Annotated in this window: 13 protein-coding genes; 9 read left to right on the top strand and 4 right to left on the bottom strand. The window is 44.4% G+C overall.

The features are described 5' to 3' along the window. Together mlaE and AABA11_RS06765 are read right to left on the bottom strand one after the other, a co-directional pair. Positions 1-783 (bottom strand): lipid asymmetry maintenance ABC transporter permease subunit MlaE, encoded by a 783-nt coding sequence (gene mlaE, locus AABA11_RS06770; protein WP_265729331.1) that lies wholly within the window; start codon positions 781-783, stop codon positions 1-3. Further along, entirely contained in the window at positions 780-1577 is a 798-nt protein-coding gene (locus AABA11_RS06765; protein ID WP_338266467.1) for an ABC transporter ATP-binding protein, read from the bottom strand. Before AABA11_RS06765 ends, mlaE begins: the two co-directional genes overlap by 4 nt. A 169-nt stretch (positions 1578-1746) precedes the next feature. On the opposite strand from AABA11_RS06765, the gene AABA11_RS06760 reads away from it, so the two are divergent. The 9 genes from AABA11_RS06760 (at position 1747) to yjgA (ending at position 8700) form a co-directional block, all read left to right on the top strand. Beyond that, positions 1747-2706, top strand: a complete 960-nt coding sequence (locus AABA11_RS06760; protein ID WP_338266464.1) for a calcium/sodium antiporter — start codon at positions 1747-1749, stop codon at positions 2704-2706. Next, entirely contained in the window at positions 2706-3284 is a 579-nt protein-coding gene (gene lptC / locus AABA11_RS06755; RefSeq protein WP_338266462.1) for an LPS export ABC transporter periplasmic protein LptC, read from the top strand. The genes AABA11_RS06760 and lptC overlap by 1 nt, the downstream gene beginning before the upstream one ends. Further along, complete coding sequence (gene lptA / locus AABA11_RS06750; RefSeq protein ID WP_265729327.1) at positions 3268-3777, top strand: lipopolysaccharide transport periplasmic protein LptA; 510 nt, start codon at positions 3268-3270, stop codon at positions 3775-3777. Before lptC ends, lptA begins: the two co-directional genes overlap by 17 nt. Further along, complete coding sequence (gene lptB, locus AABA11_RS06745) at positions 3778-4503, top strand: LPS export ABC transporter ATP-binding protein (protein ID WP_338266459.1); 726 nt, start codon at positions 3778-3780, stop codon at positions 4501-4503. Positions 4504-4578: 75 nt separating this feature from the next. Continuing rightward, positions 4579-6051: an RNA polymerase factor sigma-54 gene (locus AABA11_RS06740; RefSeq protein ID WP_338266457.1), complete on the top strand. Its 1473-nt coding sequence runs from the start codon at positions 4579-4581 to the stop codon at positions 6049-6051. 17 nt (positions 6052-6068) lie between these two features. Continuing rightward, positions 6069-6518 carry a PTS IIA-like nitrogen regulatory protein PtsN gene (gene ptsN, locus AABA11_RS06735; RefSeq protein ID WP_265729326.1) on the top strand — a complete coding sequence of 150 codons (450 nt, stop codon included), beginning with the start codon at positions 6069-6071 and terminating at the stop codon, positions 6516-6518. Between the two features lie 9 nt (positions 6519-6527). Beyond that, complete coding sequence (locus AABA11_RS06730) at positions 6528-6797, top strand: HPr family phosphocarrier protein (protein WP_265729325.1); 270 nt, start codon at positions 6528-6530, stop codon at positions 6795-6797. 7 nt (positions 6798-6804) lie between these two features. Further along, positions 6805-8157 carry a magnesium transporter gene (gene mgtE, locus AABA11_RS06725; RefSeq protein ID WP_338266454.1) on the top strand — a complete coding sequence of 451 codons (1353 nt, stop codon included), beginning with the start codon at positions 6805-6807 and terminating at the stop codon, positions 8155-8157. Positions 8158-8163: 6 nt separating this feature from the next. Next, positions 8164-8700 carry a ribosome biogenesis factor YjgA gene (gene yjgA / locus AABA11_RS06720; protein ID WP_265729323.1) on the top strand — a complete coding sequence of 179 codons (537 nt, stop codon included), beginning with the start codon at positions 8164-8166 and terminating at the stop codon, positions 8698-8700. 64 nt (positions 8701-8764) lie between these two features. On the opposite strand, the gene AABA11_RS06715 is transcribed toward yjgA, so the two are convergent. Both AABA11_RS06715 and AABA11_RS06710 read right to left on the bottom strand, forming a co-directional pair. Next, on the bottom strand, positions 8765-9598 hold the full coding sequence (locus AABA11_RS06715; RefSeq protein WP_265729322.1) for a carbon-nitrogen hydrolase family protein: 834 nt from the start codon (positions 9596-9598) through the stop codon (positions 8765-8767). Further along, positions 9598-13416 (bottom strand): YhdP family phospholipid transporter, encoded by a 3819-nt coding sequence (locus AABA11_RS06710; RefSeq protein WP_338266450.1) that lies wholly within the window; start codon positions 13414-13416, stop codon positions 9598-9600. The genes AABA11_RS06715 and AABA11_RS06710 overlap by 1 nt, the downstream gene beginning before the upstream one ends. Positions 13417-13428 lie beyond the last annotated feature (12 nt).

Raw genomic sequence — 13428 nt, 5'->3', positions numbered from 1 at the left:
TTAAAAATCTCCAAACATGGCGGCGGTTAATACAAAGTCCAACGCCAAAATAGCCAATGAACCTAAAACAACAGTGCGGGTCGTGGCTTTACCAATCCCTTCGGAAGTTGGCACACACTCATACCCTTGATATACCGCAATCCAAGTAACGGCAATTGAAAAACACACAGCTTTAATAAAGCCATTTACGATGTCAGTGTCAAAATAAACTGATTGCTGCATCAGAGACCAAAAAGCGCCATCATGAACACCCAACCAATTCACAGAAACCACCAGACCACCGATAATACCGGTGGTGGAAAAAATCAAACTCAGCAATGGCAGACAGATAACGCCAGCAATAAACCTAGGAGCAATAACCCGACGTAACGGATCAACCCCCATCATTTCAAAGCTAGACAACTGCTCTGTCGCTTTCATTAGACCAATCTCAGCCGTTAAGGAAGACCCCGCACGCCCAGCAAACAACAACGCCGTTACCACAGGCCCAAGCTCTCGAAGTAACGCCAATGCCAGCAATTGCCCCACCGCCTCTTCGGAACCAAATTTGGCCAAGATGCTGTAACCTTGCAAGGCCAACACCATACCAATAAACGCACCCGAAACAACGACAATCACCAGCGACAACACACCAACAGAATACAGTTGCTTAATCAGCAGATTAATCGATTCTTTAAAACGTACCGGCAATCTAAAAATACTTTGCGCCAAAAATATGCCCGCTCGACCAACCGACTCAATCCAGTCAAGTAACGCACCGCCCAGTAATGCAACCATTTTCATACCGTCACCTCGACACCAGCCCGATCTTTTTCGGGGTAATGAAACGGCACAGGGCCATCTGGCTCGCCATTTAAAAATTGCTTCACTTCAGCGTCATCCGACATCCTAATATCTTCTGGCGACCCTTCTGCAATCACTCGACCACCAGCCAAGATACAAACATGATCGGCGATAGAAAGAGACTCTTCAACATCATGGGAGACCAATACAGACGTCATATTCGCAGATTCATTTAACTGACGAATCAGCTTCACCAGCACACCTTTAGAAATCGGGTCTTGCCCGGTAAAAGGCTCATCATACATGACTAACTCGGGGTCCAACGCGATCGCTCTAGCCAATGCTACTCGTCGTGCCATACCACCAGAAAGTTCAGAAGGCTTTAGTCGAGCCGCACCACGCAAACCGACACTATGAAGTTTTTCCAACACTTTTTCGTTGATGGCTTTTGCATCAAGCTTAGTGTGTTCTTCCATTGGGAAAGCGATATTTTCAGCCACAGACATGTCACTGAACAAAGCACCACTTTGAAATAACATCCCCATTTTCTTTCGCACTTTATAAAGTTCAGACCTGGATAACGTATGAACATTTTTACCGTCCACGAGCACCAAACCCGAATCTGGTGACAATTGAGCCGCAATTAAACGCAATAACGTGGTTTTACCCGTACCACTTGGCCCCATAACCGCGGTGATTTTACCTCTTGGGATAGTAAGAGAAACATTTTCATAAATGACACGATCCCCTCTCGAAAAGCTCAAATCTTGGACTTCTATATAAGCATCAGCCACGAGTACACCTTTATCATCCTTTCTAAATATCGCCTGATACTATCACTGCCCCTTAACAATTAGAATCGCAGCAAGGGCAAATCTAATTTGTTTGCAAGATCAAGCCTTGAATTTCATCGTCAAACCTCATTAAATGGTGCTTTCCTTTTCTACGAGTATTATCAACGATATGTTGCTGTTTTCCATCGCCCTTGTTGCAGGCTTAATTTTACTGGTTTTGAGTTCCGATAAATTCATAGAGCACTCAGCTCTGGTTGCAAAAAAACTAAACGTCAACCCAATGGTGATTGGTATCACACTAGTAGCATTTGGAACATCCGCACCAGAAATGGTGGTTTCTGCCATTGCTGCACTTGATAATGCACCTGAAATTGCCATCGGCAATGTGCTGGGCTCCAATATTGCCAACATTGCTTTGGTCCTTGGTATCACCCTGTTATTTTCAGCCATTCCAATCGCCCAAGGCCTTTCAACGAAAGAAGTACCTTTAGTGCTTACTATTACACTACTAACGGGCTTCTTATTATTCGATCAAACACTTGAAGCTTGGGATGGCATTATCCTGATTGCCGCTTTTTTGATTGTATTAATCCTGTTATTGCGAGGCAGCAAAGATCTAGAAGACGAGCTAGATGAACTGTCGGAGCATGAAGACACCTCTATAGGAAAGTCTTTAATCATTGCTTTAATTGGATTGGCTGTTTTGATTGGTAGTTCCAAACTGCTTGTTTGGGGAGCAATAGGCATTGCGACCGCACTTGGGGTAAGCGAGCTTGTCATTGGTTTAACCATAGTTGCTATTGGAACAAGCCTTCCTGAACTCGCTGCCTCTGTAAGCAGTGTCAGAAAGGGTCATCACGACATCGCAATTGGTAACGTACTGGGTTCTAACATTTTCAATTTAGCCACCGTACTTCCATTGCCCGCATTGCTTGCACCTGGAGTCATTGATTCAAGCGTCACTCACAGAGACTTTCCCTGGGTTCTTGGTTTAACACTGGCATTGGCGCTTGCCATTTACATTTTCAAGAAAACCAAGAAGAACGCGATCCCAAGATGGGTTGGACTTCCTCTCATCGCTTGCTATGGCGTGTATTTATTCATACTTAGCACCAACGGCTCAATGTAATGTCGTATTTAACGGATCAGATTCGACCAAAACTCATTTTTGTTGCGGCAGCGATTATTATTGGTGCCGGCCTGCTAGGCTGGTATAGCACAACCCCCATAAAAAATCTGGTTCAGACAGATTCATTGCGCAACTCTCCCGATTACTTTATTACCAAAGTAAAAGTCAAAGAGTTTGATCAAAATGGTGAATTGATAGAAACACTGAACGCCCAGCAAACACTGCACTTTGTGACTGAATCCAAGACGCTACTCGAAAACCCCAGTATTGAACGCTACTCTAATTCAGGACAATGGCACGCAAAAGCAGATAAAGGGGTTATCGATGATGGAAGTAATGATATTCTATTAACCGATAATGTCATTGCAACTAAGACATTTCTAAAGTCGGAAGACATTCAGCTTAGTTCAAACAACATGCATTACAAAGACAGCGACAAATCAATTACCAGTTATGGAGCGGCGACACTGACCTCTACACAAGGCGAGACCTCCGCTGGTACGATTACCACTTATATAAATTCAGAAGAAGTCGTGATGACAGGATCTGTACGAGGAAAATATGAAACGATTCATTAACGCCAGCATGTTGCTCACCACTGCCCTTATTGGCCAATATACGTACGCACTGCCTGATGACATCAACAAACCACTAGAGATTCAAGCGGATGAAGCATCGTTCGATCAAAATTCAGGTCAAGCCATTTACAAAGGCAACGTCTTTGTAAAACAAGGTTCTATTGAAATCCAAGCCGAATACCTGAAAGTTTCGACAGACGCAAATACGCGTAAATTTAGCAGCCTCGAAGCGTCAGGTTCACCAGCCAAATTCAGCCAGCAAGTGGACTGGAGTGGCAACATTGTGATCAGTAAAGGCAATGAAATACACTATCAAACAGACGAATCTAAATTAGAAATCATTGGCGATGGTTATTTAAGCCGCATTCAAAACTCCATCACCGCAGACTACATTCTGTACATGATTCAAGACGGCACATTCAGCGCAGAGAAAAAAGATTCGGGACGCGTATCCATGACATTACAACCACAAGCGCCTGAGGCAAAACAATAGATGGCCTTACTAGAAGCAAAGCACCTTGCTAAAAGCTACAAAAAAAGAAAAGTCGTAAAAGACGTTTCTATCTCAGTAGAGTCCGGCCAAGCCGTCGGCTTGCTCGGCCCCAATGGCGCAGGAAAAACCACATGCTTTTACATGATCGTTGGCATGGTGGCTAATGATGCGGGTGGTATCTTTATCGATGGCCACGACATCACCCACGATGCCATGCACACTCGTGCCCAAAAAGGCATTGGCTACTTACCTCAAGAAGCGTCCATTTTTCGTAAAATGTCTGTTGAAGACAACATTTTGGCCATCCTTGAAACGCGCAAAGAGCTAAGTAAAGACGATCAAAAAGCAAGGCTTGAAGAACTTCTCGAAGAGTTTCACATCACCCACATCCGCACCAACCTTGGGATGGCGCTCTCCGGTGGCGAAAGACGTCGGGTGGAGATTGCCAGAGCACTTGCCATGAACCCAAAATTCATACTGCTTGATGAACCTTTTGCTGGTGTAGACCCTATTTCAGTTGGCGACATCAAGCTCATAATAAAACACCTACAAGAGAGTGGAATTGGCGTTCTAATCACAGATCACAACGTCAGAGAAACACTCGACATCTGCGATAAAGCCTACATTGTCGGCAATGGCTACATCATTGCTTCTGGTGACGCGAGTACGGTCATCAACAATGAACAGGTAAAAAAGGTCTATTTAGGCGACGACTTCCGCCTGTAACCCCTTATCATTGCTGTAGAAAGGGAGTAGTATGCACAACTCGTTCCAATTCATTCAAACAAAAAGAGTTGCTCTATGAAGCAGTCTTTGCAATTAAAACTCGGTCAACAGCTGACCATGACGCCTCAACTGCAACAAGCCATTCGCTTGCTGCAGCTTTCTACGTTGGATTTAAAGCAAGAAATCCATGAATTTTTAGAGTCCAATCCACTTCTTGAGCTCGATGACGAAGAACATACGAACAGTGATACTCAAGCAAGCATCGAATCCAAAATTGCAACAGAAACACCAATAGAAACAAACAGCGAAGAAGCGCGTTTAGAATCTGAGTGGACAGAAAGCATCCCAGAAGAGTTATCAATAGACAGTAACTGGGATGACACTTACCAAAGTTCTGCTGCCGTTAGCGACAGCAATAGCTTTGAAAGTGAAAGCGATTTTGAAAGCCGTAACGCACCCGCTGAAAGCATCCAAGACCACCTTATTTGGCAATTGAATCTGACCCATATGTCGGACAGAGACATTGAAATTGCTTACGCGATTATTGAGTGTGTGCAGCCTGATGGGTATTTAAGCATTACACCCGAGGACATTTGCGAATCACTCAGTACAGAGCTAGAAGAGCTGGAAATTGACGAAGTTATTGCTGTGCAGCACCGACTTCAGCGCTTCGACCCTGTTGGCGTTTGCTCTATCGATTTACGAGATTGCTTACTTGTTCAATTGGAAGCCTTTCACAGCCATCCATTATTCAAAAGCACTTACAATTTAATCGATCATTACCTACCACTTTTAGGCAATCGTGATTTCGCTCAGCTGAGCCGAAAGACAAAACTAAAAGACGAAGCGTTAAAAGAAGTTATTCATTTAATTCAACAGCTAAACCCCAGACCTGGCTCAGTTATTGACGCTGATGACACAGACTATGTCATCCCTGATGTGTCCGTCAAAAAACGCAATGATGTCTGGCAAGTAGAGCTAAACAACGACGCTCTCCCCCCCATAAAAATCAACGAAACGTATTCTGCAATGGCGAGTACAGCCACCACAACGGAAGATGCGACTTACATAAAAACATCGCTTCAAGAAGCCAAGTGGTTCATGAAAAGCCTTCAAAGCCGAAACGAAACGTTGTTAAAAGTGGCCAGCTGCATCGTTAGTAGACAAATAGATTTCTTTGAACTGGGTGAAGAAGCCATGAAACCCATGGTACTTCACGATGTGGCCGAAGAAGTGGGAATGCATGAATCGACCATTTCAAGGGTGACAACTCAGAAATACATGCACACCCCAAAAGGCATTTTTGAACTAAAATACTTTTTCTCAAGCCATGTAAACACAGCATCAGGTGGAGAGTGTTCCTCTACCGCCATTCGCGCCATGATCAAAAAGCTTGTTTCAGACGAACCGGCGAAAAAACCATTAAGCGACAATAAACTCGCTGCCATTTTGGCAGACCAAGGCATACAGGTTGCCAGACGAACGGTAGCCAAATATCGTGAGGCGATGAATATCCCTCCTTCCAATGAACGAAAACGACTGATCTAAACGGAAACCATTTTATCATGTCATTGAAATCATTATTAAAAGCAGACCTAGTTCTTGCTAAACAAGATATCGTTAGTAAAAAACGCGTTTTAGAAAGCATTGCCGAAGTCGCTTCAAATCGTCTACATTGCAACAACGAAGCTGTCTACGATGCCTTACTTGGCCGTGAAAAACTCGGAAGCACAGGTATTGGCAATGGCATAGCGATTCCCCATTGTCGACTAGAGTCAGCCAATCACACTGCCATCGTCGTGATGTCACTGCAAACGCCAGTCGACTTCGATGCCATCGACAAAAGAGCGGTTGATCTGATCTTTGCGCTTATCGTTCCTCCTCATGAATGCGACCAACACCTTGCTACTCTGGCGCAAATTGCCGAATTAGCACAGTCTTCAGAGGCGCTAGACAAATTGCGAACTGCAAACAATAACGAAGAGTTATTTACTATTTTTAACACACTAATATAGGTACGGCGTATGCAGGAAGAGTCTATCGTCATAATAAATAAGCTGGGCTTGCATGCTCGTGCCGCCGGCAAACTCATCGAAACCACTACACGCTTTTCTTGCGACATCACCATCGAAAAAGATGGTCGCAACGTAGATGGAAAAAGCATCATGGCAATGATGATGCTTGCGGCGGGAAAAGGCACAGAAATACGCATTAAAACCAATGGTGACGACGAAAAAGAAGCCATTGAAGCCATCATTGAGCTGATTAATAATCGCTTTGGTGAAGACGAGTAACGTTCAGATGCCAGAACAAAGCACCCTAAATCATTTGCAAACAGTGACCGAATCCCTCGAATCGGGCGCTACCATGCAAATCCGTTATCTGCTTAACGGTGCTTTACCTGCACAAGATGTCGCTCGCTTACTAGAATCCTCCCCTCCCAAAGAGCGTAAACTGCTCTGGGAGCTCATAGAAGCAAAAAACGAAGGCGAAGTATTACAATATCTTAGTGAAGATATTGGTGTTCAGTTCATGAAAAATATGGACACTGAGCGCCTTATTGCCGTCTCTGAACACTTTGAAAGCGATGACCTCGCTGACCTTTTACAGCACCTACCTGAAAAAGTTGTAAAAGAAGTTCTTGCCTCCATGACAACGCAAGACAGAACCAGAGTAGAAGCGCTTCTAAGCTACTCAGAAGATTCTGCCGGCGGCCTGATGAATACGGACACGATTACGATTCGTCCAAACATCACTGTCGATCTCGTCTTTCGCTACCTACGCAGACACTCAACCTTGCCTGATATGACCGACAACCTACTGGTTGTGAGTCGTTCGGACAAACTTTTAGGCACACTGCCGCTGACAAAATTGTTAGTTTCTGATGTAAACGCAACCGTACGCGACATTATGGAAACCGAATTCACGGTTATCAATGCGGAAACCTCTGCGAGCGAAGTGGCGCAGCTTTTTGAAAAAATGGACCTTGTCTCCGCTCCCGTTATCGACGGAGCAAGCAGAAAACTGCTAGGGCGCATTACCATCGATGACGTGGTTGACGTAATTCGTGATGAAGCCGAACATTCTATGTTAAGCATGGCGGGGCTTGATGACGATGAAGACACCTTTTCCCCAATAATGAAAACCACCAAACGCCGGGCCGTTTGGCTTGGAATTAACCTTATTACCGCGTTCATCGCCTCTTATGTCATTGGATTATTCCAGAACACGCTTGACCAAGTGGTCGCGCTCGCTATCCTAATGCCCATCGTTGCCAGCATGGGAGGAATTGCTGGATCTCAGGTATTGACCCTTGTCATCCGAGGCATTGCCCTTAACCAGATAGGCTCCACAAACACGCGCTGGCTGCTTAATAGAGAGCTGATTGTAGGGCTTTTAAATGGACTATTGTGGGCAACAGTGATTGCCGCACTCACCGCACTTTGGTTTGACAACATAAAGATTGCCTATATCATTGCAGGCGCCACCATAATAAACCTGCTATTTGCAGCAACCACTGGTACACTCCTGCCAATTTTTTTGAAAAAGATTGGTATCGACCCTGCCCTTGCTGGCAGCGTTATTTTAACAACCGTGACCGATGTTATTGGATTTCTTTCCTTCCTTGGTCTAGCTACTATTTTTTTAATATAGGTTCCCATGACAGACTTTGATCAATTTGAAAACGAAGAAGATATCCCTAAAAGCAAAACCCAGATCAAGCGTGAAATGGAAGCCTTACAAGATCTTGGCAAAAAGCTACTAGGCTTGAGCAAAAACCAACTTAAAAAAGTAGAAATGTCTGACACATTACGTGAAGCATTTGTTGAAGCTGGCCGCATAAAGCAGCACGAAGCAATGAGAAGACATTTGCAATACATTGGCAAAGTAATGCGCACCGAAGATCACGAAGCCATCGCGCACCGTGTTGCACTTTTTGACACCACCTCTGCCGCTTACAACAAACTGTTCCATCAGCTAGAACTTAAACGTGATGCATTGATTGGCGAAAACAGCAAAGAAGTTTTGTCTCAATACCTAGATGAAAACCCAGAGATTGAAGACATTCAATTGCTCAGACAGCTGATTCGTCAATCTCAAAAAGAAGTATCCCAAGGCGCAAATACAACAAACCGCAAAAAACTGTTTCGCTTTTTGCGTGAAGTAGAAGAAAAAAGACTCGGGCTAAAAGACTAACTCAATCCAAAATAACCCGTTATGAAGCCCTTGTTTAGCTATATGTTGTAAACAAGGGTTTTTATTAAAGTAATCTACGATGGGAAAAACAGGGCATTTTTGTCCGACAATCTTCAATAGCCTGCTTTTTCATTTCATGCACAAAATACCCAGACTCTTCTTGTAGTCTATCAAGAGACTCCCCAAAAGGTGAATAGAGAGCACTATTGCCATAGGTGTGACGAGTTGAATTGTGCCAACCACATTGCCCCACCCCCAGAACATAGCATTGATTTTCTATTGCACGCGCCGCTAAAAGTGTGTGCCAATGAGCTCGTCCTGTCACATAAGTAAACGCAGCAGGAACGAGTAGGACTTCTGCACCTAACTCAGTCAGCGCTCGATATAGTTCAGGAAATCTTAAATCATAGCAGACACTTAAACCCACCTTAAAACCGTCAACATCCACCGTTTTTAACGCCAACTCTCCCTTTTCGATCACATCCGACTCTTTATAAGAGGCTGCTTTGTCATCCACAGTGACATCAAAAAGGTGAATTTTGTCATACCTCTCTACGATCTGCCCTACTGGATCAATTACCCAACAACTTTGCCTTACCCGTCCATCTGGGACCAAACGTCCATCTGGACGAAAAGCTGACGGATGAGAGCCAACCACAAGATAAATACCGTATTTTTTTGCTAAAACAGACACCCTTTCAAAAATCGTTGACTGATCATCCGATTCCGCTAACGTTCGCATGCGCTTCCCATCAAAAAGAAAGACATTCTCAGGCAAAACAACCAAACGCGCGCCGTCCCTGACAGCCAAACCAACCAACCGCTCCACTTCATTAATATTGACCAACCAATCTTGAGTACTCGTCAATTGTATTGCGGCTATTTTCAAAGAATCCATTATTTCGACTTCTCCACTGGTTGGTAACGCACTGGCGTCATCAATGGATCGTTGAACGAACCTTCCACTTTGTATTGAACACTGGTGACTTTCGACAGCTGATCACCAATCAATTTATCGGTAATAAACAGCAGCCCAGCCAACTGTGGTGTCCCCCAAATTAGCCCAGCCAACGGCAAAGTACCGGTCAAAGGAAACGTGGCGGTCAATTTTTCATTGAGTGTTTCATTGACAATATCGGCTTCACCCGCAACAACAAGCTCAGCACTAGGGGAGATAATGGTTATAGGCGAAACCGTTTTCAGAATGCCATCACCTAGCGTCAACACACCTTTGAATTCGTCGTATGTCAACCCAGGCTCATAAACATCTGAAAAATCCAACAAAAGTCGACGACTCAAAGCACCAATATTAAATATCCCCAACGCTTTTAAGAAAGCAGGTAATTCATCGACTTTTCTGAAATTACCATTGGTAGCAGAGAAGCCAATCCGACCCGATACAGATTCGCGATCAAAATAAAACGGATGCCCCTTCCAGCTTAAACCCACATCAATTTTATACTTCTTGGAGGACACAAAAGCGTCGTCGTTAGTAAATTTTTTTGTCAATTCAGCAAGATCAGCACCACTGGCCGCAATAGTCAATTCCACACTAGAAGCATCCCCTCTGTCTTGCCAAAACAAACTCCCCTTAAAATCACCTGTTTTTAATTTAGATGAAATTGGATCAATTCTAACGACATCACCCTCTCTAGCGACAGATAACAACCAGTCACCGTAGGGCTTTCCATTAAAATAAAGCTGGTCTATAGCCAATGTCATACTCGGAATTTGCTTGGCTGAAATTGGCGCGCCCTTTCCCTTGGTCTCTTCTTGGTCCTCAGAAGAATCTGTATTCCAACTTAAGAAGCCAAAATGAAGATTAGGAACACCAGCGTCATTTGAGAATGAAAAATTGACTTCATCTGAGCTAACAAACAGCGGCTTATCCGTTGCCGCACTGTAGGATACTTTGAAGTTATGCCAGGTGTTACTAGGGTTAACGACAACCTCATCAACGATTAGGTCGACCTTACTCAACCAAGCTGGTAAGGAGGGAATCTCCACAGCGTCAGAAGCATTTGATGCATTTGAAAAATCAGCGATAACTGACTGCAAATTTTGGACAAGAATACGATCAAAGTCTCCACTGACAACCAAGCCATTTGGAATAGTGGCATTCAAGTTTTTGTCTTGACTGGCACTTAATACAAGCTCGCCCCCAACAAAAGCACTATTTTGCAACAACAATCTGGCTTTAGAAAAGGTCCCATAATCTGCATCAATAACGATATCTTTTTCATGCTGCCTAACTTTAACTTGCAGGTCTTTTTGCTCAGCAGGTCCTTTACCAATGGGCTCAGGTAAATCTATTTGCCCACCTAACAAATCACTGTTGATGATCAGATCAACCTGACCACTTTGTGACTGGTTGACAGCAAGTGAGCCTGTGTATTCCACCAAACCAGACACACGGGCTACGGCCTCATTGCCTGCTTGCCGCCATGCTAAGGTTTCTTTCAGCCCTACCTTTCCTGCAAGTTCCCCTTGAATCGCCATACCACCATCTGAGGTCACAGAAGAAGTCAGCGCCAAATGAGACGCCCCTCCTAATGCCTGAATGTCAAATTCGGTGTTGGTAATTCCCTGCCCAGAACTAAATTGCAAACGCCCGTCATTGATTTGACCATTTAGATCCAGATCGCCTATCTGCAATGGATTATCATTGAAGTTAACAAGCAACCGAACCTTAGGCTGCATGCCTGAAGAGAAAGGAATGGTAAGATCAAAATCCCCACTCACTTTTCCTCCTAACGTCCAGTTCGTAAAAGGAGAAAGCACGGAATCTACAAGTGGTGTCGATTTTAATGTCGACAGTATTTTGGAGGCGTCATCATCAATTCCACCAGTGATGTTCAACCAGTTAGCCACTCCGCCTGTAATGGGAACAGCCACCGTTAAATTATTGACCGATACGTCTTCCCAAAGCGCCGAATCCACAACCACTCTGACACCGGAGTCATCCAAAGCAAACTCACCATTGACGCTTTGTGCAACCGGCCAATCTTTATCAAAAGATACATCTGTATTTTGCAGCGCCATTTTTACGCGAACATGCGGCGAAGCACCTTCAGACAATTCACTTTGAACCAAGACATCCACTTCAGTTATGTCGCCAGAATTAGGAAAAGCCCCCGCCAGCCAAGACATTATTGAATCATCAAGTGCCCTAGGTGGTAAATACGTCATACGCTCATCGACAGACAGGTTTTGCCCATGCAAATCCAAAGCCAGCCAATCTGGTGCGTCCTTCCTCACTTCCAAACGAAAGCCAGCACTAATGTCTGCATTATTACGACGCACTGACAAATCACGACCACTAACCAAAAAGATATCCTGTTGCTGCTGCCAACTAACATAACCAGACAGCGCGTCCGTTAACCACGACTCGTCATATACCGTCGCAAAGCCCAACTGACTGTGGCTGCCTCGAAAATCGATATAACCAGCGTCATCCGACAAACTAAACACACCATTAATATTATCGGCTTTAGGGATTCCGTTATAATCATCAATGGCGGCCCCATACAAATTGCTTAAAAACTGAAAAGAAAGACCGTCACTGCTATTCGTTAATTGAACACTGCCATTTTTTGCGGCTCCAGTAGGGTTCAATCCATTCAATATGCGACTCGCATTAGAGTCTTCAGGCAAAAAATGGTTAGCAATTTTGTGCGCCAACCCAAGGTCAGCTTGATCAAAACGGACCACCGAGCGATTTGTTACAGATGACCAATCAAACACCCAATTAATGGCTGACTGAGTGCCTACTTCATCCGCAATAGTCATGTTGTGAACATCCATCCGCACACTAGGACGCTGTTGAGAATAGCGTAACTTTATAGAAGAGGTTGCGTCGTATCGTTCTCCGTCTGCAAACGTAAAAGCGAAACGTGCAGACTCAGCTCGCACCTCCACTTCTTTACCAATAAATGCATCCAACCAGACATCACCACCGAAGCTTATTGATTCCAAGTTATAGTCATTGGTTGCAAGGTAACGACTGACAGGCAAAGTCATAAAAGGGGCATTTAAAGACGCTTTGACCCGATAATTACCAAGCAAACTGCGTCCCTGATCAATACGAGCACTTATTTGGAAAGGCGAAGCCCCATCGTCTAGAAACAGAGTCGATGTTAAAAGGGATTCATAGGCTTTTTGAAAGATGTAGATATGAGGAATGCGTAATGAATGCTCACCAAATTGTTCGCTATCCAGCGCTATTTTGGCATCATAAATTGAAAAATTACGCTGAGCTGACAAGTAGTCTAAAACACGTTCGACACCTACCTCGTTACGTACGTTGCGTGAAGGAGTAGCGCCTTTTAGCCGCCACTGCCCCTCTGCTTCTTGCAACCCAACATAAGGTCGAACGAATCGAATATAGGTAAACTGAGGGCTCAATGTTAGTAATGATTTTACGGTGTCAAGACGCACCCGCATTTCATCAATAACTATCGCTGACTGGCCACCAGCCGACAGCTCAAACCCACTTACAGAGACCGTAGGATCAACTCCCTCAAGACGGCCATCAATGCCAGCAAGAGTGACTGGGTAACCCACAATTTGCCCTAAATTCTTCTCTATTTGGGGACGATAATGGTCAAGGTAAGGAAATAGCTGCCCGACACCCAAAGCAAATACAGCAAGCAGCGCTGAAAAAGTAACCGCCCCCCAAAAAACAACAAGAATCAGCTTTCGCAGTAACCAATACATTGATAGGCCCTA

Source organism: Marinomonas pontica, from assembly GCF_036322735.1.
Classification (GTDB): Bacteria; Pseudomonadota; Gammaproteobacteria; order Pseudomonadales; family Marinomonadaceae; genus Marinomonas; species Marinomonas pontica.
The sequence above is the reverse complement of the archived record's forward strand: the minus strand, read 5'-3'. Positions and strand labels throughout refer to the sequence as shown.